Origin of the sequence: Streptomyces paradoxus, assembly GCF_014202475.1 — a bacterium.
GTDB lineage: Bacteria > Actinomycetota > Actinomycetes > Streptomycetales > Streptomycetaceae > Streptomyces > Streptomyces paradoxus.
Genome location: NZ_JACHGV010000004.1, coordinates 408119 through 429391, shown reverse-complemented (window position 1 = coordinate 429391; position 21273 = coordinate 408119). Strand labels below are relative to the sequence as shown.

The following is a 21273-nucleotide window of genomic DNA, read 5'->3' as shown; positions in this document are numbered from 1 at the left end:
TCGCGGCGACCATCGGAGGGCGGCGCCGCCGCCGAACAGCAAGAAGAGCACGCGTCGCCGGGTGCTCCTCTTGCTTGTGCGGGGCAGGCGTGGTGCCCCGCGGTCAGAAAGCCGGTTCCTGCTCGTGCGGGGGTCGTGCGGCGGACGGCCGCGCGATTTCGATGTAGCGGGACGTCTTGGTGCGCCCCCAGTCGATGAGGACCCCCCGAGCCGCGAGGGTGGGCTGAAGGCGCTTGAGGCGGTCTGAGAGCACCTTGCCCGTGGTCGGCCACCCTTTAGGCAGGGGACGAAAGTCCTCACCCGCGTAGAGGCCGCTGAGGCAGTGCAGCCACTCGGCCGACGTCATCCGCTGCTCGGTGCCGGGGTCGATGCCGGCGGCGTGCTTGAGCACGGTCTGTGCCAACAAGTCGCCCTCGATGACGTCGTCATTGAGGTCGTCCAGGCTGGCCCGGTAGGCGGCGAGCGCCCTCAGACCGGTGGCCGCGTCGAGCTGCGCACACAGGTGCGCGAAGTCCGCCATCCGCAGGTCGGTCGGGATGTCCGCCTCCGCTGCGCGCACCTGCACGGTGAGGTCCAGGAGCGAGCCGAGGATGACCGGCAGCACCTCTGCAAAGTCGGACCACAGTTCCGCCTCAGTGCGCCGGACGCGGGGGCGTTCCAGACGCAGAGGCAACAGGCGTTCGGCGAGGTCGGGCCGGATCACGCCCACGTCGATGCCAGTCAGGAGCAGGGGGCGGCGGTAGCTGACGCGGAAGACGTCCCCGTCGGTGAACAGGGCGCGCTTGACGTTTTCTGCCCCGGTCACGATGCAGCACATCGCGTCGGACAGCTCCGGGGTCATGTGGGAGAGGTTGTCCAGGGCGGTGACCCAACCGGCCGCCACCGCCGTGATCAGGTTCTCCTCATCCTTGGGTGCTCGGCGCAGGTCCCCGGTCATGCCCTCGATGATCCGCACGAGCATCCGTCCACCGGTGGACTTGCCCGCGCCCTGCGGTCCGGTGAGGAACGGGGCCGGGACGGGCACCGTCGGCCCGAGGCAGCCGATGAGCCAGGCGATGGCCAGGCACTCGGTCTCCGCGGTGGCGAAGTTGCACAGCCGCATGAGCAGATCGATGCCCTTGCCGTTGGTGTCCTTGACTGGCAGGGGCAGTTCCCCGGTGAGCTGGGTGCGCCGCCAGCACACCTCGCGCGGGTCCGGGGTGGTGATGTCCCAGCCGGTGGGGTGGATCCGCACGGACTGCCCGTCGCTGCGCCCGAGGTCCAGCCATGTGGCGCCGTCGAATCCGGGGGCGACGCGGATGTGCACGGGCTGCACGTCCTCGGTCAACGCCAGTGCCTCGATCAGGTCCAGCGCCTCTTTCATGGCGGTGCCGTTGAACACGCCGATGCCGTCCTTGAACAGTCCGACCATGAGTTCCTGCCGGTGGCTTCCCGTGGTGCCCTGGGAGCGGATCGGGCGGGCCACGGGGTGGCCGTTGCGCTGCGCGTACACGGTCCCGTCAGCGGTGCGGAAGTACCGAAAGTGGGATTGCGCGTAGTCGGTGATGACCTCGCGGGCGGGGTTCTTGTCGTCGTCGGACATGGTCACAGTCCCAACGTGGTGCGGGCGTTGGTCCACGCGTCCGTGCAGTGCCGCAGGGTCTCGCCCTTGGCCTGCGCGGCGGTGAACAACCGGGCGACGTGGGTCTCGGTGAGGCAGCCGCACCGGCCGTGCGTGGACAGCACCGCGAGGAACGCCCCGTACACGGTGGCGTGGATCGCGCCGCGGGCACCGGTGATGCGCTGCACGGCCATAGCGATGCCGCGTTCGAGGTAGGCGGGCGTGCGGTGCGGGCATTCCGCACCCCCCGGCCCTGCGGGCACGGTGACGGCCTGCGGCGCCGGCAGGGCCGGGGAAGGCTCCTTCACCGCAAGGGCACGGACGGTATCCGGCAGGTCGGCCATGTGGCCGGTGCCGGGACCGAGGTAGCGGGCGTAGGACATGGTCGACTTGATGTCCACGCCGGGGCGCACCCCGTTCACGGACCGCATGGCGCCCCGGTAGATCCAGTGCTGGCCGCGCGTCGTCGGCACGGTCCGCGTCACGGGCAGGGTGGTGCGGGCCCAGGCGATGGCGTCCGCGTTGTCCAGGTCGACCACGGTCAGGCCGGCGCCGCCGGGGTGGTAGCCGACGCACACCGCCCGCCGCCACGTCGCCGCCCACGAGGGCGAGATGATGACGGCCGGGTCGGTGGTGGCAGCGGCCCACGCGTGGCAGACGCCGGGGCACCGGCAGGGGCCCGGGGTCTTCATGTTCGGCCGGCCGCCGCAGGCGTTGTCCGCGCACGTCGTGCAGTTGCCGAACGGCACCTTGCCCCGACGCAAGGGCAATACGGGCAAGCCGGATGCCGCGAGGCTCAGCGCGGTGTGCCGGGGGGAGAGCGTCCCGCTCATGCCGCCACCCCCAGCGACGGCCTGGCCGCGGCGGTACCAAGCAACCATCCGTAGGCGTGGTGTGCCTGGCGTGGCACGACGCCGTTGCCGAGGATCTTCAGTTGTTCCTTGCGGGGGATGCCGGGCACGGCGGTGACCCAGCCGGCGGGCAGGCCCATCATCCACTCGGTGAACAGCGGGGACAGCCGCCGGTTTCCGCGCGTGCCCGGTTCGGTCGGGCACGGCGCCGGCCGTCCGGTGATGCGCTCCCAACGGCGGATCGCGGGCCCGAAGTCGGTGCCGTCGCTCGCCACCCACCGCTCGTCCAGCGGGACCGGCCCGGTGGGGGTGGTGTCCACGCCGGCGAGCAGGTTGACGGCCACCTCGTTCAGCGGCCGGGCGTTGCGCTCCAGCAGGTTCGACGCGCCGGACTTCCAGTCGCGGGCCGCCGGCGTGGGCAGCAGGCTCACGACTCCGGGGGCGCCGGGAGTTTCGTGACGGCGGTGCGCAGGTTCATCCCGCCCTTGCGCTTCGGCGAGGTGCCGGGGCCGCCAGTGCCGTCCGAGCTGGTGGGGGTCGGCATCAGCGGGATGGGCAACTGCGAACCAGCGGTCGCGCTCGTGCGGTGCGCCGACTTCGGGGTCACCAGCGCGTACGCATGTCCACCGGACGTCATACCCGATCGCGGCCAGGTCCGCGGCGACGACGTCCAGCCCCCGCGAGCGGAGCGCCGCCACGTTTTCCAGGAAGACGAGCCGCGGTCGAACGAAGCCCACAGCATCAGCGACATTTTTCCAGACTCGCGACCACTGGCCATTGATCCCGTCCCTTCGTCCAGCGTTGGAGGTGTTGCGGCAGGGGAAGCCGGCCCCGATCACGTCGGGCCGGTACACGTCCCGGACGCGGTTCCAGTCGCCGTGGCGAATGTCCCCGAGGTTGGGCACGCCCGGGTGTCGGTGGGCGAACACGGTCGCGGCGTGCGGGTCGTTCTCGGCGAAGGCGGCGACCTGGCCGCCGATGCGGGCCCGGATCGCGGCCTCTAAACCGCCGTAGCCGGCGCACAGTGCCAGGATGCGCGGCGAGTCAGGTGCTCGCCGAATGTCGGTGGGTTGGGTCATGCTGGTGTGTCTCCAGTTCTCTTGTTGGGTGCTGGTTGTCGGGGCGGTCGCGGTCTTTGGCGAGAGGCGACCGCCCCGAGTCATGACAACTTGGGGGTGGAATGGCTACTGCGTGGCTGGTGCTGGCTCTGGGGGACAGGCGAGAGCACGCCGGAAACGACGGGTACGACGACAATCCTGCGGAGCACTACAGCTGGGACAGCACGGTTCCCAACCACGCGCGCCTGGCAGAGGGACACGTGATCGCCCTCTGGGACAGGAAGGAACTGATCGGCGTCTCTGTCATCGAGGCCATCGAGACGGACACTCGTGAGAAGCCGCTGTATTTCTGCCCGCATTGCGATAAGGCAGCGATCAAGCGGAGACAGCAGAAGGCGCCTCAGTACCGCTGTTATGACTGCGGAGCGTCGTTCGACGTCCCGGGCCGCACGACCAAGCAGGTGACGACATACCAGTCACGCCATGGCAAGGCGTGGATGGACGCGAGAGGGCTACTTTCCGGGGCGGAACTACGGGCCCTGTGTGACTCGCCGCGATCGCAGCACAGCATGCGACCCGCGCGGTGGGAGAAGCTACGTAACGCCCTGACCGCTGTCACGGGCGACGTCGCTGAACTCGACGTGCTGGAAGAGACGCGCTTGGCCATTCCCGGAGGACACCGAGAGTCGGTCGTACGGGTTCGCATAGGGCAAGGCGCCTTCCGTAAGCGGCTGCTGGCCGACCAAGGCGAGCAATGTGCTTTCACAGGCCCTGCACCCGCTACAGCCTTGGAAGCTGCCCACCTCTACAGCTATGCCCAGAGCGGAGAGCACCACGAGCACGGCGGGCTGCTGCTGCGCCGCGACATCCACCGTCTCTTCGACCTGGGCGAGATTGCGGTGAATCCCACGACAGGCACGCTCGATATCAGTGCGGAGATGCTCGCGTATCCGCTGTACGCGAGTTTGCAGGGAAAACCGGTGGCAGTCCCCCTGCAACGGGAACACCGCACTTGGCTTGGTAGGCACTGGCGTCTCCATCGATCGGAGTCCTAGCTGCCCAGCCCAGGGACACCTGGGCTTCAGCCGCGGAAGTGGTTGCGCTTGAACACAGCGCGGCGGATGTTCACCGTCGTGCCACTCGCGCCACCGCTCGGGGTGAGGACCCGGACGGCGATCCAGCCGCCGGTGACGACGGCGGCGAGGATGACGAGCTGGGTGACGAGTGCGGTCAGGGCGGTGATGAACGAGGTGAGCAGCAGCAGTCCGCCGCACGTCGCGAGGAACCCGACGCCGCCGACGGCGACGTTCACCGCCGCGCGGGAGACGACCGGCTTGGCGGTGACCAGTTCGGGCTGAGCCGGTGCCACGGCGTAGCCGGTGACGACGCGGCCGTCCGGCAGGACGACGCTCGTCACGGCCGGGATGGTGCCCGGTTGGACGGGAACGACCGGCGCCGCGTGCGCGGCGGGGGTGATCGGGGTGGGGTGGTGGACCACAAGGGGCGCGCTGTGGTGGGTGGTGGGTTCGTTCACGGCCGGGTCTCCTTCAGTTGTCGAGGGCGGACAGGGCGTCGGCGGATGCCTGCACGAGGTTGCGGATGGGCTCGTAGGCGCCGGTGCCGGCGGCAAAGAACCCGAACAGGAACAGCACGAGCGCGGCGCCGCCGCCGGCGGACTTGGTCTTGACGGCGAAGACGGAGGCGGCGCCGAACAGCAGCACGGCGGAGATGTTGAGGATCATCGGGAAGAACTCGCTTCCGGGTGAGGCGGATGGGTGGATACGCTTCAGGCGCCCCGGGTGCTCGCAAGCTTGGGGCGTCTGACCGGCGACCGCGCCCGCCTAGCTCCTTCTCGGAGCGGGGTCCGTCTCATGACGGGCGGTCGCCGGTCGCATGCTCAGTCCGTGCCGGCGCGGTAGATGCGCGCCCAGCGGTTGTAGAGCCAGCGGCCTATGCGGATGCGCTTGCCGGTGGCGTGGCAGCGGTGGCAGTCCTTGCCGCGCTTGATGCGTCCCTTGCGGTCGGTCTTGAGGGCGTGGCCCATGCCACGGCAGCGGCGGCAGTCACCGAACGGCGACACCGCACACACCCCGCCGTAACTGAGGGTGACGGCGAGCAGGCAGGAGAAAGCGAGCAGGGCGGGGGTCACGTGGGGCCCTTCCTGGCGGGTTTTTGGGGTTTGCGCAGGTGGGCCGCTATCCGCTAGCGGCCTGATCAGATGCGGTTTGAGGCGCTAGCGGGGCCGCTAACGTTAGCGGGGGTTGCCGCTATCGTTAGCGGTCCCGGAGTGTCAGCCCGCGTCCCGCTTTCCGTCACGCTCCGCAATCGCGGTGGTGATGTGGGAGCGGTCGACACCGCGCCGGTTGACGACCTTGCCGTTCACCCGGCGGCCTACCTGGATCGTGGCGATGCCGTGCGGTTTGAGTGCGGCGGCGAGTGCGTCGGGGTCCCATCCGTCGTAGACCTCGGGGCGAAGGTCCGCCAGTCGGGCCACAATGGTTTCCGACCACGCCTTGGCCTCCTTGGCCGGGACCACGGCGAGGATGTCCGCCAGCAGGTCGTAGGCCGCCGTGGTCGGCTCCGGTGCTTCCCCGAGGGCGTGGCCGGCGAGCAGTCCGGCCTTCTCCCGCACGCGGCGGGCGCGGGCGGCGATGGCTTCGGCGCCACCGGCGTCAACGTAGACGGAGCGGACGATACGGGCGTCGGAACCTTCACCCACGAAGTAGTGGATGCCCTTGTCTCCCCAGGCGAACATGGTCGCCCGCACCCCGCGCTTGTAGGCGGAGGTGCCCAGCACCATGTCGTTCTCCAGCTGGCCCATCACCTTCAGGCACCACCGGGCGGACGAGTTGGCGGAGATGCCGGTGGGCAGCGACTTGGCGTCGGGGCGCTGCGTGGCCAGCAGGACCACGATGCCGGTGGCGGGGCCGCGCTTGACCAGGTCGGTGATGATTTCCTCGAACTCCTTGCCGTGGTCGGGGTGCTCGAAGAGGACCTGGCACTCGTCCACCCCGACCACGATCGGGTGCAGCCCCAACGACCGCTTGTCCGCGAGTGCAGACGTCACCTTGGACTCGGGGCAGATGTCGCGGGGCAGGGAGCGGATCACCTTTGTGCGGCGGCGTAGTTCCTCGCGCAGGGCTCGGAAGTCGTCCAGGGCGTACTGGATGGGTTCGTCGTCGTCGCCGGCGGCGTGGCGGTAGCCGACCGCGTTGCCGACCGGGTCCAGGTCGCCGGTGCCTTTCATGTCGTAGGTGTGCAGCTCAGCACGCGGGTCCAATGCCGCGATGAGCAGCAACAGACGCAGCAGGAACGTCTTGCCCATGCGCGGGATTGCGCCGATGACGCCGGCGATGTACATGAGCGTGACTTCGGTCCACCGACCGCGCTGGTCGGTGCCGTAGGCGACCGGCTTGAACAGGTCCACGGTGCCGGACTTCAGCAGCGGCCATGCCGGCTGAGAGGCCCGGGACATGTCCTGGTCCGCGACCCACAGCACCAGGTGCCCGGTGTGCTCATCCGGCACTGCCTCGGGCCACACGCACCCGAGCGGGCGGCGCAGACCGGAGGCGAGACGCTCGCGGCGTTCCATGATGTCCGTGACCGTGACGCCGTAGGGCAGGTTGCCTTCCGCACGCCAGCCGGGGCCGTCGCGGGTGATGGGGGCGGTGAACTCGAACCCGTCCCGTCCCTTGCCCTGCGCCTGATTGATCGCGGGAATACCGAGTGAGCCCAGGGCCCGCAGGACGATGTCACTCGTCAGCTTGGTCGCCTTCGGGAGTTCCACCGCCCGGTGCACAACCGGGGCGTCCGCCTGGCGTCCGGCGGCCCCCAGGGCGAGGACGACCGTGCTCACGGAGACGGCTTGCAGCCAGTCGGGGGCCAGCACGTAGATGGCGAGCGCCAGACCGAGACCGGTGAACATCGCGAGCGCGGCGACCAGGGTCCGCAGCCGAACCCGTCCGTCACGCTGCCGCGACAGCTTCAGGTACTCGGCAGCGTCCTCACGCCGCACCGCGGCGAGTCGGACCAGTTCGCCCTCGCGGTCGGCCACCCACCGCATCGTGCCCCCGACGACCTTCGCGGCGCCGGCCGGCGCCTGGAAGGCGAGGCGGGCGGCATAAACCGGGGTCCGGAGCGCGTGGTAGCCGGCGGCGTGGGTGTAGTGGCGGGCCACCCACCCGATAGCGGTGCGCAGCTCAGCCACCGACTTCAGCCAGACCGGCACGACTGCGCGGCGGCGGGCGCCGGCGAGTCGACCGAGGTAGCCGGGACCGGTCGCCGCGGGGGCGGGCTGGTCGACCATGTCGGGTGCGGTCGGATCGTCCACCTCGGGGCCGGACGGGGCCGACTCGCGCGCCGCGCGGGCCTTGTCCAGGTCGACCACGTCGGCGCCGTGGTCGGCGGCCATCTCCGCTTCCAGCCGGTTGAACAGTTCCTTGTCGTCGTCGTGGTTCACTCGATGAGTTCCTTCCTCAGAAGGGATGCGAAAGGGGCCCGGCCGCTGTCTTGGCGGGCAAGGCCGGGCCCCGTCCTGGGGTGAGTTGCAAGGGTTTCGCGTTGCGACGCTGAACTGAAGACACGAGCCGTACCACTTTGATATTTCGATAACCGTCGAAGTAATACGGTGCGTACCAGTTCTACGAGCGTCGAACTTCCAAACTGGTACGTGGCGTACCAGTTCGAATCACCAACTGGCTCAGGCGGCGCGCTATTCGGGGTAGGCGCAGGTCACGCACATGCCGAGCGAGGCAGGGATGACATAGCCGACGTCACGCCGGCATGCGGGGCAAGTACGGCGGGCGGCGTTGGCCTTAGCGAGCGCCGCCCACCGGGCCGGTGTCATCGGCCTCACCGGCTTGGCCAAGTCGACGCGGTAGAGGTAGGCGACCAGCGAGCCACGGCGGCGCGGCCGTTCGAGCTGTGCGGCCACGTCCTGGCCACCGGGTCGAAGTCCACGGGCGCGGAGTTGGCGGCGGGTGGCGTAGCCGTCCGGGGCCAGGCGCCACCGGTAGACCGGGAGCGCGGCCATCAGGCGACGCGCTTCCACGCGGCCCGCAGCCGGACCTCAGAGGCGGAGTACCCGGCGGCCCGGAAGCGAGCGGCCATGTCGCGGTACGACAACGGCGGCGTCTGGCTGTGCCGAATGTCGTGAACCAGCGTGTCCAGCGCTTCATCCGACAGCGCGGGCGCCCCCGTCTCCAGCGCCGGCACCGGGTCGGAGGGGCCCCACACGGGAAGTTCCCAGCGGGGTGTGACGCCGGGCGTGACGGGGGTCGTCACGCTGGTCAGGGCCCTGCCGGTCTCTTCTCCCTTGCGGGTGATCTCCAGCGTCGACCATGCCCCCGCGAGGGTCTGCGCGGTCTCGGCCTGGACGCGTGCGACGCGGGCCCCGGCTTCCGTCACGGCCGTCAGTCGCGTCTCCTCGGTGGCCGCTTCTGCCCGCAGCCGGGCACGGGCCACGGCCGCCTCGTCGCGCGCTTCCTGCTGGATTCCGCGGATCGCGTCCAACGCGAGCGGAGTGAGCGCCGTGCGCTCCCACAGGCTGTGGACCAGCCACAGGGCCTTGGCGGCGATGGGCAGCCACGCGACGGCCAGCCACGCCCCGGCGGAATGCTCGGCGGTTAGCGCGTGCGCCACGAGGACGCCGGCGGCGAGGATGCCGAAGCACCAGCCGACGGCGGTCACCGTGCGGTTGTGGTCACCCTGCGCGGCAAGGCGGCGTTCGTAGGCGAGGGTCGCCAGCCATCCGCCATCGATACCGAGACCGACGACCAGGGCGACCGGCCACGGCACCGCCCTACCCAGCCACATCATCACCACGGCCAGGGTCAGCACCATGGACACGGCCGTCATCGCGACGGCCGGCAGAACAGTCTTCGCGCTCATGCGCTGGCCCCTTCCTGCTCGCGCACGTCCACGGCCGCGATCAGGACGACCGGCGTGCTGTCGTCGTCGCGCTTCTGGCTGTCCTCGACCCAGGACCACTCGGCACGGGGCGCCACCTCGTAGCCGAGGGAAGCCAGTGCCTCCCGGCGCTGCGCCCCGGTGGGCACTGGGCCGGACGCCCACCGGACGGTGGGCCACTCGCTCTCGCCGTACAACACGATGTACAGACGCCACGGCCCGCCGTCGCTCGCCATCTGCGCGGTCAGCGTCCCCATGCGGCACCGCCAGCAGTGAGCAGGGAGGCGAGGATGAGCATTGCCCCGCCGGACAAGGTGAGGTCGACCGCGCGGCGCAGGCAGGTGAATTTGACGACCGCGAGCCGGGACAGCCCGGCGATATCGGCCGCCAGGTCCCTCTCTACGGCGGTGGTGATCTCCTCGGCGGTGAGCGTGGCCCACAGCGGGAACCCGTGCCGGCCGCTCAGGTTCGGGCGGGTCGAGCGCAGCAGCAGACCGGCCGCCGAGACCAGCAGCACCATCCCGAACCCGCCCGCCACGTAGGCGGGGAGCGTCAAGGGAAGCTCTCGGGCGACCGTCCAGGCGCCGGCGAGCACCGCGCCGACGAACGCCAGCAGCAGACCGGTCTTCGTGTCGGTCCGCGTGATCTCCGCCTTCACCTCAGTGTGTGCGGCGGTCAGGCTCTTCTCCGTCGCGGTGCTCACGCGGCACCCCCGGGCAGGCTCGTACCGGCCGCGCGGTTCACCAGAGCGACCCGGGCGGCGAGCGCTCGGCGGCGGGCCCGGCGGATGCGCCGCTCGTCCAGCTCGGACGGGGTGCGGTCGAGAGTGACGATCTGCGCGTCCAGCAGCTCGACGTCCGCCAGGATGACGGGCATCTCCTGCTCGATCGCGTCCAGCGCAACGTCCGTCGGCTCCATGAAGTCGGCGAACACGGTAACAGCGTCCTGAACAGTAACGATGTGGTCCATTGGGTCTGGTTCCTCTCACACAGGAACGGCCCGAACAGCGGCCCCGGTGTTCCCGCACCGGGGCCGCGCGCCGTTGAAGTCGGAACGTCCGGCTCCCCTCAGCGCTGCTCGTACGAGACGAGCAGCGGAGGCAACCGGCCGCAGCGAAGCGCTGCGGAGGCTGGTCGTGCAGTCGCGTACGAGGTGCACCCGTACGCATCCGTCCTCTTGCTGGCAGGGGAGGGACGGCCTCCCAGGCACGCTGTTGAGTTGTCAAGGAACTTCCAGCAAGGGGCCCGCCCCTGGGGGCGAGCTGTCCCGAACTGGTTCGGCCTGGAAGCAGCCCAAAGAAGGCCCCTCCACCTCGCTGTCCTAGGACTGCGAGCGGCCTGAGATGACAGTGCCACGCTGTCCTAGGACTGTCAACAGTCCTAGGACTATGTGGTTCACTGGTTGGGTCGAGAGGAGTTCTGCGTGGCACCGAAGTGGCGCGACCTGGCGGACAGGTTCGCGGAGCAGATCAAGAGCGGTCAGTTGCCGCCGGGCGCCCAGTTGCCCCAGATCAGAGAGCTAGTGGACGCGGGGGAAGGCTCAAAGGAGACCGTCCACAAGGCCTTTAAGGCATTGGAGGCTGAAGGCCTTGTGACGTCGACGCGCGGACGTGGCACCGTCGTGCGTCCTCGCACTGCCCTCAAGCGGCTGGGTATCACCCGGTACGACAAGGCGAAGTGGCGCGACGGTGATGAAGTCGCGTTCATCGCTGACCGCGTCGCATCGGGACGCGCGTACAAGCGCAACGAGCAGACGCAGACCGTGAGCCGTGTCGAGGCGGACAGCCTCGTAGCAGAGGGGCTGGGTGTCCCGATTGGCTCCGAGGTGTACGCACGCGCCCGACTCGTGAAGGAAGGGGTGCAGCCGACTCACACGCTGACCAGCTACTACCGGCCGGAGCACGTCGAGGGAACACGCATCGTCGACCCCACCCCGGGCCCTGCCGGCCGTGGCGGCGGGTACCGGGTCCTCTACGACGCCGGATACGAGATCGACCACATGAGGGAGGCCCTGTTCGCCCGCGTCCCGACAACGGACGAAGTGCAGCTCCTGCAGCTCCCCGCAGGTGAGCCCGTAGTCGAGCTGCACCGGACCACGTACACCGCAGATGGCACGGTGGTTGAGTTCGCAGTGGGCATTCACGCGGCTTCTCGCTTCGCGTGGGAGTACGACTTCAAGGTTCCCGACTCGGCACAGGACAAGAAGGGGCAGGAATGATCTCGGCGCAGGCATGGGCGGACGCTCAAATCCTGTGGGACTACCACTTCATGCACCATGCCCCACGGCCATGTTCGGTGGCGGTGGGGCTGGGCAGTCACGACCTCGGGGTGGCCGACGTGACAGCGGAGCTGTACCACCAGGGCATGGCACCGGTCATCGTCTTCACGGGGGCCACCAGCCCGACGACCCGGGCGCGCATGCCGCGCGGTGAAGCTGTCCACTACCGCGAGCGGGCGTTGCAGCTAGGAGTGCCCGAGTCCGCGGTACTCCTGGAACCGCGTGCCACGAACACCGGCGAGAACATCGAGCTCACGAAAGCGGTGCTGGCAGAGGCCGACGTCAAGGTCTCGTCCGTCCTGCTCGTGAGCAAGCCGTATGAAGAGCGACGCTCGTACGGCATGATGCGGAAGCTCTGGCCTGATGTCGACGTGGTGTGCGCGTCCACGCCGATGGGCTTGGAGGAGTACGCCGCCTCCATCGGAGACGCTCGCATGGTGATCGACATGATCGTGGGCGCCCTGCAACGAGTGTTCGTCTTCCCAAGGTTGGGTCTGGCCATCGAGCAGGACGTACCACATACCGTTGTAGCCGCCTTTGAGCGGCTGTGCATCGAGGGCTTCACCAGCCGACTCATGCCGACTGACGTTGCTCCCCGCCCCGGCACGTGATGCCAGGGCGGGCATCAGCCCACGGTTCTGCGCTTTCCCTGCCTCATCAAGGCCCGCGCACGGCGCGGCCTGTCTCGGGTCTTCCGCCCCGGCTGGCCGCGCCTGCCGGCGCGCTGTGGGCATGCGGGCGAGGATGGAAAAGCGCTATGAATCCATGTGCATAGCGCTAAGAATCCTGGCCATTTCCGTGGCACTTGCACCTGCGGCAGAGCGCCGGTCGGCCGGACCCGGGAGAATCGTGAGCTGATTCATAAACCGCGCCCCGAACTCCTTATCTATGGAAACCCCTACGAATCCTATCCGGGAGCAGTCGCTGACTTGCGGCAACGAAATTAGCGCTGTTTGGCCCGTTACGTTTGTGCCGATCACACGATCAAGACGTTCTCGGATAAGCTCTTTTACTTCACTCACGGTGAACTCACTGACGCCGCCGATCGTGCGAGACTGCACATTTCGGACGCTGGCACAAAACTGAAAAAAGCTCCTTAGATAATAACGAGATCGCCGACGCATGTATGCTCGGAATGGCACCTCGTTCACCTGGTGAACTTCTTGACTGGAATTGAACCACAATTCATCATAAGCCCCACCCGAATGTTGACGATACTCCGCATCAAGGTCTTCAATCGATAGGCCGGACGACCATCCGTACCGCTCCCCCTCCAAGATGAGGATACGCTTTGGCGGTTCATCTACCTGCAAGCCTTCACAGGCAGTATCGAAGATCTTTTTTGCTGCACCAAGGGTTTGATTGTGCCGCGTTCGCATATAGCGACGCAAGGCTCGGGAAGTAGACAGGAGTTGCGCTTGAGCATTTTCTTCGAACTGACTTATGTAACCCCGCAGGCGCGAAATTCCGATGATTTCCTCATCCGAAGTGTTCGGGCTCACGTCGCTAACGAAGCCTATGCCGGTCTCGCTCGGCTTCAACAGCAAGCTCCAGGGATTCGGGAAAGTGCGAAACTCTTTCAAAAGCCCGGGTTCATTTGTCTCAAAGTAGGTGGTGCAGCTGTCACAGAAGCAGGTTGCCTCAATCCTGCCCAGTTCCCCTCCCATCGGCCATAGATCTGTTGTGTCAAGTGCAATTCCGATCAGCTTCCTTGGTGCGGATTTTGTCACCTCCTCTACCAAGTCAATCGCTGTTCCCAATACGGCTCCCAAAATCAGGCGACTCTGATCGTTTCCGATGCACAACGGAGACGAGGAAACGCCGAGAATATCGCGCGAAACAAGACTTTCTCCAGGAACAAACGAGATAGCAGGATCCAACAACAGGATGACCTCCATCTCTCGGCGAGTGAATTCCTCCACGACCTCAGAGAACCCTTGAAGAGTATCCGACGGTATCGCGTACTCGGATTGCTTGAGATCCCCAAGGCCGGACACCTCAAAGAGCAAACCATCATGCTCAACGACTGGAATCGCTATGGCCCGAGGAGGGACGCCCCAGCGCTTTTGGAAGTCTTCGATCAACGCTTCCGGGCTGTAAAATTGCAAGACCGCAAAACTTGGAATTTCCATTACGCCTTCTCCAGCGTTTGCTCCCAGGTCGAAAAACTTCCTATTCATTGTTGTGCTCCTTTCTTGTGAATGTCGCGGGTGATTCGTCCTTAAATTTCAGACGATTCGCTGTCTCCCAATCTCCGTCACTACATACCTATCGCTGGCCAGCCGCTTAATACTTCCCGACCGAATAAGCCTATCTATCTCTATCTCAATCTCTGCATTATCTCCGAGGATTTCGCGAATAGACGAGACGAGTGACTCTTCGTTGAGGCGTCGATTTGGAATCTCAGATGCTCTTCGGATCAAGTTACTCAGCACTGCACGATCGACCGAATCGACTTTCCGATCGTCCTCAATCTGTCGAGCCACCTCTTCGACCCGACTTGCGGTTCCGCTAATCGTTTCACTCAGGCTTCCTATGGCCTCAGTATTGCTCGACTGGCTCTCTTGAATTGCCGACTTCGCTCGCTCAATTTCGGCAATTATGCGGTCTGCCTCCAGCCCTGCTTTGCGCGTTTCCGCCTTGGCTCTCTCAATTTCAGCCCTATTCCTAGCGCGCGTTGATATAGTCGTTATCGTCGCGCCAGCCGCCCCGCCGCCCAGAAATCCCAGGATCGCGATCAGGGCTTCCATAATTGACCCCCAAGGGCCTATACCGATGACAGTTCTAACCGCCGCTGGCATACGGTTGTCTCTACCCGGATCAATGCGCGATGGCACCGGTAGTTAGTTGGCCTGCGACACAAAGAGGGCTGCGTCCAGCCTTTCTGAGCCTTTGTGGGAAACCCTCGCTTGCCGTTCGCCTCGCCGTACACGCGAGCAGGTCGGACAAGTACCTCACAGCAAGGATAACCAGCCGGTTTGTGGCGCACCACTCGGCAGAGTTGTGCCCGTGCGCGATGGGGTGAGCCAAGAGTCAGAAAGCCTTGAGATTGGGAAGCGGCCGACCGGGGCGCAGTCCTCCAGAGCCGGATCGGCTGAGCGTCTAACTGCGTGACAACGTCGGCGAACAGTAGCGGACGAATGCGAACGCCTGCGGACTATCAGCGCAGGTGAGAGGCGCATGAGCACAAGGCCTCGGCCTCACCCAAGTTGCTTCGGGACGAAGAAGTCCCCTGCAAAATCGCGGTTGTTGTAGTCGATGCTCGTGCTCAGGGCCCCCGGTCTATGGGGGCAGATACTCCGCACGCCAAGCCACACGCCCTCGGACGGCCCCGCCCACTCCCTGCGGGCTGGGCCGTCTGTGGGCCGTCCGAGGGCGGCCAACGACGACAAATGACGACAGCCGACGACAGCCCTCCCCCTGCTCAGAGAGGGCACCTCGTGTGCCGGCGCAGGCGCTCATCCCCGAAGGTGAGTTGAGGAACTCCAGAGCTTCGGCGCAGGATGGCCGCCATGACCTCCAGCGCGCGCCCCCTCCTGAACCGCCGGCTCGCCGAGTTCGGGACGACGATCTTCGCCGAGATGTCCGCCCTGGCCCTGAGCACCGGCGCCATCAACCTCGGGCAGGGCTTCCCCGACACCGACGGCCCCGAGGAGATCCGGGAGGCCGCCGTACGGGCCCTGCGGGACGGCCGCGGCAATCAGTACCCGCCGGGCCCCGGCGTCCCCGAGCTGCGCACCGCCGTCACCGCCCACCAGCAGCGCCGCTACGGACTGTCCTACGACCCCGACACGGAGGTCCTGGTCACCGCCGGCGCCACGGAGGCCATCGCCGCCGCCCTGCTGGCCCTGGTGGAGCCCGGGGACGAGGTGATCGCCTTCGAGCCCTACTACGACTCCTACGCGGCGTGCATCGCGATGGCGGGCGGGCGCCGGGTGCCGGTCACCCTGCGGGCGCACGAGGACGAGGGCCGTTTCCGGCTCGACCTCGACGAGCTGCGCGACGCCGTCACGGACCGCACCCGGCTGCTGCTGGTCAATACCCCGCACAACCCGACCGGCACGGTTCTCACCCGCGAGGAGCTGGCCGCGATCGCCGAGCTGGCCGTGGAGCGCGACCTGCTGGTGGTGACGGACGAGGTGTACGAGCACCTGGTCTTCGACGACGCCGAGCACGTGCCGCTGGCGACGTTCCCGGGGATGCGCGAGCGCACGGTGACCATCTCCAGCAGCGGGAAGACATTCTCGTTCACCGGCTGGAAGGTCGGCTGGGTGACGGCGGCCCCGGAGCTGGTCACGGCGGTGCGCTCGGCCAAGCAGTACCTGACGTACGTCTCGGCGGGCCCGTTCCAGTACGCGGTGGCCGAGGCCCTGTCGCTGCCCGAGTCGTACTTCGCGGACTTCCGCGCCGACATGCTGGCCAAGCGGGACCTGCTGGCGGCGGGCCTGGCGGAGGCGGGCTTCCGCGTCTTCCGCCCCTCGGGCACGTACTTCATCACGACCGACATCCGCCCGCTCGGCGAGAGCGACGGCATCGCCTTCTGCCGCGGCCTGCCGGAACGCGCCCGCGTCGTCGCCATTCCCAACGCGGTCTTCTACGACCACCGCGAGGAGGGCGCCCCGTTCGTACGGTTCGCGTTCTGCAAGCGGACGGGGGTGCTGGAGGAGGCGGCGCAGCGGCTCGGGGCGGCGTTGTCGACGTGAGGGTTTCGACGGGTCGCCGGGCGTGGCCCTTTCCCGGTTCACCGGGAATGCGCTGTGCGCAGGTACTCCAGGCCGGTGCGGTCCGTCACGTCGGGCGAGCCACTCAAACGGTGGACCACTGTCCAGCGGCCGTCAGGCACCGCGCCGGCGAAGCAAGACGCCGTGCCTGTCGCTCCGTTGTGCCAGATCAGGGGCAGCGGCCCCGACCGTTGCCATCCGAGGGCGGGTTCCCCGAGTGATCGGTCGAGTACGAGACCGGTCAGCACACGTGACAGCGTGCGGGGGCTCGCCCACAGGCCGCCCGCGGGCAGGATGGCTCCCGTCATGGTCCACGGTTTCGCCCTGCGGCCGAACCATCCGGTCGGCAGCAGACTGCTGTCCTGGGGCGGTCGGGCAGTCATGGCTTCTGGCGGCAGGCCGAGCGGGGACAGCACGTGCACGGCGACGAGCTCGTCGTATTCCTGCCCCGTCGCTGCGGTCAGTGCCGCCCCGAGCACCGCGTAGCCGAAGTTGGAGTACTCCTCGTGCGCGCCGGCGGGACCATCGGTGAGCCGGTCGAAGTCGGCGAGCAGTTGGCGCAGCCGGTCAGCGGTGAAATTCCGGTACGGGTCGAGGCGAGCGGTGCCAGGGGGGAGGCGAGGCAGGCCCGAGGTGTGCTCGGCGAGGTGGCGCAGGGTGATGCCGGTTCCCGACGGGACGTCGAGCCAGCGTTCGACGGGGTCGTCGATCGTGAGGACACCCTGCTCGGCCAGCTGCTGCAGGACGGTCCCGGTGATGACCTTGGTGAAGGAGCCCACCTCAGCGTACTTGTCGGGATCGTGCGCGCCGGTGACCAACGGAGCCGTGTGGGAACTGCCGATGATGCAGGTGGGGACGCTGCGCATGACCCTCACCTTGCAGCTTGGGGAACGGGGACACGGTCCGGGGTGTCACTTTCCGGTGCGTCCTGGTCGGTGACCGTCGGGATACTCCCGGGCTGCTCCCGCGTCCGGCGTTTGCCGATGGTCCGTGCCATCCGGCGAGCGCGAGACAGCGCGGAGGAGAGGAAGATGAGGTCGCAGGCGATCATCGTCAGGGCGAACGCGGTAAGGCCCATGAACACGCCGATGGATACATGGAACGCGATGGAGGCCGCCGCAGTCCACGGGCGCAGGGCGGGCACCAGGATCCCCATGGGGAAGTACACCAGGAACAAGGTGGTGCTGTAGGTGCCGAGGAAGACGAGTACGTCGTTGTTGTAGACGAGGTTGGACACACCTGGCAGCTCGAACTCGGGAACGCGCATGATGTAGAAGAGCGCGGTGCCGTCCTGCCACACGTCTCCCTGCACCTTGTACAGACCGCTCACCACGTACACGAGACACATCTGTACGGCGATCGCCACCACGCCGAGGTTGTGCAGTGGAACACCCAGAGAGCGCACGCTCTCCGGGAGCCGCCCGATGACACGGTCGGCGACTCCGCTCGAGAACGAGAAGTTCTGGTAGCAGTTTGTCAGGAGCAGCATCGGAATCACGAGTTGGGCGAGGTTGTCTCCCCCGTCCAGAAAGGCTGACTGCCGCTCGTAGAGCGACCAGATGAGGATGCCGTGCACCGCGAGAACCGCTCTGCCTCCCACACCCACTGTCACAGCCAGGGCGGCGAGCACGCCGAGGTGGAAGACCGCTTCGAACCAGACCTCGGAAGTGCTCCAGGCGTAGAGGCTGAAGCTTCCCTTCTCACGGATCTGATCGAGGAAGAGGTGGTGCGGCAGGACCGAATCGGCTCCCGGGCCGAAGAGGTAGCTCCGATCACCGTAGTGACTCAGGTAGTACATGAGCCCGACGAAGCCGAGCAGCGCACGGGTTCCTGAAACTCCCAGTGCGGCGACGGGTCGACTGGCAGCTGAGTCAATCTTTTTCATGATACTCACTGCAGTTCAACCGCCTTTTTCCACGGCAAGTCGTAAATGTCCAGCGTGCTCTTCGCTTTTGAGTTGTTTCGCTGTGACCACGGAGGCAGTTTCTTGATGTACATGCGCGCCTGGACGGCGGTCGGGCCCGTGCCATCCGGGCAGACGTTGCGTATCTGGGTCAGTGCGAAACGGGACAGGGAGCGCTCAGCGTCCTTGTGCTGACTCTTCTCGTAGGGCGTCAGAGGGATTTCACCCTTACGCTTCCCGTCCTTCACCTCGGAGTCTTCGCTGTTCTCCTCTTTCTGCTTCTGACGGAGACGCCACAACAGGTCATCTGAATCGTTGAGCTGATTGAGCCCGTTACTTACGAGCCGCACCGTACGAGAAGGAAAGAATCGGTCTTCCTGGGTCTCCTTGATCAAAGGGCCGGTCACATCGTAGTAATCCGTGACCGCACCGTCGGCGCATTTTGCGCGCGCGACTATCCCCTGATCGTCTTTCGTCGGATCAGGGGCGAACAGACTCCAGTTCTGCGTGAAGTACGGCTCCAGATAGCCGCTGATCACTCCATGCAGCTGAATCTTGGCTGGGCTGAGTGGCGCCTGAGAGAACGCCGCGATGGAGAAATGGGCGCCCAGGAGGGCGGCACCAGCCAACAGTGCCGCCCTCTGGATGCGCCGATGGCGCGTTGTCACCTGTCGAAGACAGTCGCCGCAGCGGAGGCGCCGTCACCCGACACCTTCGCAGGCGGGGCGAACAGGCTGAAGTTGTTGGCAACCTGCCCCGCCTGCTCCGCGAGGGATCCCGCAGCAGCCCGTGCGTGAACGGTGGCCCGGGCCGCAGCCCGGCCGGCAGCACGGCCGGCAGCCACAGCAGCCCGGCCGGCAGCGCGGGCCTGAGGCGCCTTCGGAGCGTCCTCGGTGGTGGCCTGAGCGCTCAGGGCCGCGGTCGCCTGCGGCGGCGTGGAGGCCTGAGCGGAACCCTGCATCGACACGGTCAGGAACGTGCCGGCAATGGCCACGCCGACGACGGCAGCGGCATTCTTCTTCTTCATTTTTCCCCTCTATTGTTCACTACCTCATCGCCTGAGGGGAGAGCGGCGGCACACCCGAGATGTTGGTCAGACATCAACAGCGGCATGTTTGAAGATGTTGGTCAGACATCTTCGACCGCTCGTCCCCCGTGGACGAATCAGCCTTCCGACGGAGCCGGAAGCTTTCTCGCGACGCGCGTTCCGGATGTCAACTTGTTTTCGCAGGTTGATTCCTCACGCCGCCGTGATTCCTGATGATCTTATGGAGATTGACGCGGGCATCTCAAGGAGTGGTCACGTGATGATCATCACAAGGTCTGGAACCAACCATTCCGGAAGTTCCCGCCCGATGGTCGCCGCGGTCTGCACCCGTTGGCCGCTGTGACATACCGCCGAGCGCCCACATAAAGTCGCCGCCGATGACTTCCGACGCCGGGCGGCTCCCATTCGCCGTCGGCTCCGAGTGGCGAAAATTACGGAGGATGAATGGAACCCGACGCGATTGTGGTTGGAACCGGCCCGAACGGCCTTGCCGCTGCGGTCACTCTCGGGCGGGCAGGCCTCAAGGTTGCCTTGTACGAGGCCCGGACAACCATCGGGGGCGGGCTGCGGACGGAGTCACTCTTCGATAGCGAGATAGAACATGACATCTGTTCCGCCGTTCACCCTATGGCCGTTGTGTCCCCCTTTTTTCGTCAGTTCGACCTGGCATCCCGGGGGGTGAACATGCTGTATCCATCCGTCAGCTACGCCCACCCCCTGAAAAACGGACTGGCCGGCCTTGCCTACCAGGATCTGGAAGCGACCTGCGCCCATCTCGGTCCGGACGGTGAGCGCTGGCGTCGTCTCATGCAGCCGTTGGTCAACCACTCCCAGGAGCTCGTTGACTTCGTCCTGTCGGGGCAGAGAGAACTCCCGCGAAGCCTTGCCGTCCCAGCGCTCCTGGGCTCCCGCGTGCTTGCCCATGGCACTGCGCTGGCGCCCCACCGCTTCAGCACCGAAGTAGCCCGTTCGCTCCTCACGGGGGTGGCGGCGCATGCGGTCGGCAAACTTCCTTCCCTTGCCTCGGGCGCGGTCGCCATGCTCCTCGGACACCTCGCGCACGCCGGCGGTTGGCCGATCCCCGAGGGAGGCAGCGCTCGCATCGCCGACGCGCTTGCAGACGACATCACCGCCCACGGCGGAACCTTCCACACCGATCATCACGTGACCAGCCTCGACGAACTCCCGCGAGCGAAACTGGTGCTTCTCGACACAAGCCCCAAGACGTTCACGGAGATCGCAGCCGACCGGCTTCCGGCCGGTTACAAGCGGGGCCTGGCACGCTTCCGGTACGGGCCGGCAGCGGCCAAGGTGGACTTTCTCGTCTCTGAGCCGATTCCCTGGGCCAACCCTGGCGTCGGGCAAGCCGCAACCGTTCACCTGGGGGGAACCCAGGCTGAGATGTTCGACGCCGAGACAAAGGCTGCCGCCGGGATCCGAACCGAGGAACCGTTCGTTCTGCTGGTCGACCCCGCCTCGGCCGATCCGAGCCGCGCCAAACCGGGGCGACGTCCGGTGTGGGCCTACGCGCACGTCCCCAACGGCGACGCGGTGGACCCGACGGCAATGGTCACGGCATGCATCGAGCGCTACGCGCCCGGATTCGCCGACACGGTGATCCATCGACGTGGGATCAGCGGTGCCGAGTACCACGCGTACAACCCGAATTATGTGGGCGGGGACATCGGGGCGGGTGCCATGACTCTCTGGCAGTCCGTCATGCGCCCTGTTCCACGTTTTGATCCATACCGCACACCGCTGACCGGTGTCTACATGTGCTCTGCGTCAACGCCGCCCGGGCCGAGCGTTCACGGCATGTCGGGTTACCTGGCCGCGCTGTCCGCACTCCGTCGCGAGTTCGGCATGCGTACTCCTCCGCACCTCGGACCGCGCTGAGGCTCTGCCGGG

At 66.9% G+C, this 21273-nt stretch carries 23 protein-coding genes; 5 read left to right on the top strand and 18 right to left on the bottom strand.

The window, feature by feature from the left end; all coding sequences use genetic code 11:
* Nucleotides 1–103: 103 nt before the first annotated feature.
* From HNR57_RS16500 to HNR57_RS16490, 3 genes are read right to left on the bottom strand one after another with little or no spacing between them, the layout of a single operon-like run.
* On the bottom strand, nt 104–1582 hold the full coding sequence (locus HNR57_RS16500; RefSeq protein WP_184560942.1) for an AICE element replication initiation protein: 1479 nt from the start codon (nt 1580–1582) through the stop codon (nt 104–106).
* A 2-nt stretch (nt 1583–1584) separates the two neighbouring features.
* Nucleotides 1585–2433, bottom strand: coding sequence for a bifunctional DNA primase/polymerase (locus tag HNR57_RS16495; RefSeq protein ID WP_184560751.1), 849 nt, complete (start codon nt 2431–2433; stop codon nt 1585–1587).
* Entirely contained in the window at nt 2430–3530 is a 1101-nt protein-coding gene (locus HNR57_RS16490; RefSeq protein ID WP_184560750.1) for a DNA cytosine methyltransferase, read from the bottom strand. The genes HNR57_RS16495 and HNR57_RS16490 overlap by 4 nt, the downstream gene beginning before the upstream one ends.
* Before the next feature lie 101 nt (nt 3531–3631).
* On the opposite strand from HNR57_RS16490, the gene HNR57_RS16485 reads away from it, so the two are divergent.
* Nucleotides 3632–4564 (top strand): HNH endonuclease, encoded by a 933-nt coding sequence (locus HNR57_RS16485; RefSeq protein ID WP_184560749.1) that lies wholly within the window; start codon nt 3632–3634, stop codon nt 4562–4564.
* Between the two features lie 26 nt (nt 4565–4590).
* Here the strand turns inward: HNR57_RS16485 and HNR57_RS16480 are convergent, their stop codons facing one another.
* The 9 genes from HNR57_RS16480 to HNR57_RS16440 all read right to left on the bottom strand — a co-directional run bounded on the left by HNR57_RS16480 (nt 4591) and on the right by HNR57_RS16440 (nt 10385).
* Nucleotides 4591–5043, bottom strand: a complete 453-nt coding sequence (locus HNR57_RS16480; protein ID WP_184560748.1) for a hypothetical protein — start codon at nt 5041–5043, stop codon at nt 4591–4593.
* A 13-nt stretch (nt 5044–5056) separates the two neighbouring features.
* Nucleotides 5057–5251, bottom strand: a complete 195-nt coding sequence (locus HNR57_RS16475) for a hypothetical protein (protein ID WP_184560747.1) — start codon at nt 5249–5251, stop codon at nt 5057–5059.
* Between the two features lie 155 nt (nt 5252–5406).
* Nucleotides 5407–5658 (bottom strand): hypothetical protein, encoded by a 252-nt coding sequence (locus tag HNR57_RS16470; protein ID WP_184560746.1) that lies wholly within the window; start codon nt 5656–5658, stop codon nt 5407–5409.
* Between the two features lie 141 nt (nt 5659–5799).
* A complete protein-coding gene (locus HNR57_RS16465) occupies nt 5800–7968 on the bottom strand; it encodes a cell division protein FtsK (protein WP_184560745.1) in 2169 nt (722 codons plus the stop codon).
* Between the two features lie 252 nt (nt 7969–8220).
* A complete protein-coding gene (locus HNR57_RS16460) occupies nt 8221–8541 on the bottom strand; it encodes an RRQRL motif-containing zinc-binding protein (protein WP_184560744.1) in 321 nt (106 codons plus the stop codon).
* Nucleotides 8541–9398: a protein spdB gene (locus HNR57_RS16455; RefSeq protein ID WP_184560743.1), complete on the bottom strand. Its 858-nt coding sequence runs from the start codon at nt 9396–9398 to the stop codon at nt 8541–8543. Before HNR57_RS16455 ends, HNR57_RS16460 begins: the two co-directional genes overlap by 1 nt.
* The gene (locus tag HNR57_RS16450) at nt 9395–9673 is read right to left on the bottom strand and encodes a DUF6303 family protein (protein WP_184560742.1); all 279 of its coding nucleotides are present in this window, start codon (nt 9671–9673) and stop codon (nt 9395–9397) included. Before HNR57_RS16450 ends, HNR57_RS16455 begins: the two co-directional genes overlap by 4 nt.
* A complete protein-coding gene (locus HNR57_RS16445) occupies nt 9661–10119 on the bottom strand; it encodes a Pycsar system effector family protein (protein WP_184560741.1) in 459 nt (152 codons plus the stop codon). The genes HNR57_RS16450 and HNR57_RS16445 overlap by 13 nt, the downstream gene beginning before the upstream one ends.
* On the bottom strand, nt 10116–10385 hold the full coding sequence (locus HNR57_RS16440) for a DUF6284 family protein (RefSeq protein ID WP_184560740.1): 270 nt from the start codon (nt 10383–10385) through the stop codon (nt 10116–10118). Before HNR57_RS16440 ends, HNR57_RS16445 begins: the two co-directional genes overlap by 4 nt.
* Before the next feature lie 453 nt (nt 10386–10838).
* Here HNR57_RS16440 and HNR57_RS16435 point away from each other — a divergent pair, with 453 nt between their 5' ends.
* Together HNR57_RS16435 and HNR57_RS16430 are read left to right on the top strand one after the other, a co-directional pair.
* Nucleotides 10839–11633: a GntR family transcriptional regulator gene (locus tag HNR57_RS16435; RefSeq protein ID WP_184560739.1), complete on the top strand. Its 795-nt coding sequence runs from the start codon at nt 10839–10841 to the stop codon at nt 11631–11633.
* Complete coding sequence (locus HNR57_RS16430) at nt 11630–12304, top strand: YdcF family protein (protein WP_184560738.1); 675 nt, start codon at nt 11630–11632, stop codon at nt 12302–12304. The genes HNR57_RS16435 and HNR57_RS16430 overlap by 4 nt, the downstream gene beginning before the upstream one ends.
* A gap of 144 nt (nt 12305–12448) precedes the next feature.
* Here HNR57_RS16430 and HNR57_RS16425 read toward each other — a convergent pair whose 3' ends face one another.
* Nucleotides 12449–13873 carry a hypothetical protein gene (locus tag HNR57_RS16425; RefSeq protein WP_184560737.1) on the bottom strand — a complete coding sequence of 475 codons (1425 nt, stop codon included), beginning with the start codon at nt 13871–13873 and terminating at the stop codon, nt 12449–12451.
* 48 nt (nt 13874–13921) lie between these two features.
* The gene (locus tag HNR57_RS16420; RefSeq protein ID WP_184560736.1) at nt 13922–14494 is read right to left on the bottom strand and encodes a hypothetical protein; all 573 of its coding nucleotides are present in this window, start codon (nt 14492–14494) and stop codon (nt 13922–13924) included.
* A 702-nt stretch (nt 14495–15196) separates the two neighbouring features.
* Here HNR57_RS16420 and HNR57_RS16415 point away from each other — a divergent pair.
* The gene (locus HNR57_RS16415; protein ID WP_184560735.1) at nt 15197–16396 is read left to right on the top strand and encodes a pyridoxal phosphate-dependent aminotransferase; all 1200 of its coding nucleotides are present in this window, start codon (nt 15197–15199) and stop codon (nt 16394–16396) included.
* Between the two features lie 38 nt (nt 16397–16434).
* Here the strand turns inward: HNR57_RS16415 and HNR57_RS16410 are convergent, their stop codons facing one another.
* The 4 genes from HNR57_RS16410 to HNR57_RS16395 are packed head-to-tail and all read right to left on the bottom strand — an operon-like array spanning nt 16435 to nt 19344.
* Nucleotides 16435–17280, bottom strand: coding sequence for a serine hydrolase domain-containing protein (locus HNR57_RS16410; RefSeq protein WP_184560734.1), 846 nt, complete (start codon nt 17278–17280; stop codon nt 16435–16437).
* Nucleotides 17281–17285: 5 nt separating this feature from the next.
* A complete protein-coding gene (locus tag HNR57_RS16405; protein ID WP_221342571.1) occupies nt 17286–18299 on the bottom strand; it encodes an HTTM domain-containing protein in 1014 nt (337 codons plus the stop codon).
* A 5-nt stretch (nt 18300–18304) separates the two neighbouring features.
* Nucleotides 18305–18985 (bottom strand): DUF5819 family protein, encoded by a 681-nt coding sequence (locus HNR57_RS16400; protein ID WP_184560732.1) that lies wholly within the window; start codon nt 18983–18985, stop codon nt 18305–18307.
* Entirely contained in the window at nt 18982–19344 is a 363-nt protein-coding gene (locus HNR57_RS16395; RefSeq protein WP_184560731.1) for a hypothetical protein, read from the bottom strand. Before HNR57_RS16395 ends, HNR57_RS16400 begins: the two co-directional genes overlap by 4 nt.
* A 465-nt stretch (nt 19345–19809) precedes the next feature.
* Between HNR57_RS16395 and HNR57_RS16390 the strand changes: the two genes are divergently transcribed.
* The gene (locus tag HNR57_RS16390) at nt 19810–21261 is read left to right on the top strand and encodes a phytoene desaturase family protein (protein WP_184560730.1); all 1452 of its coding nucleotides are present in this window, start codon (nt 19810–19812) and stop codon (nt 21259–21261) included.
* Nucleotides 21262–21273 lie beyond the last annotated feature (12 nt).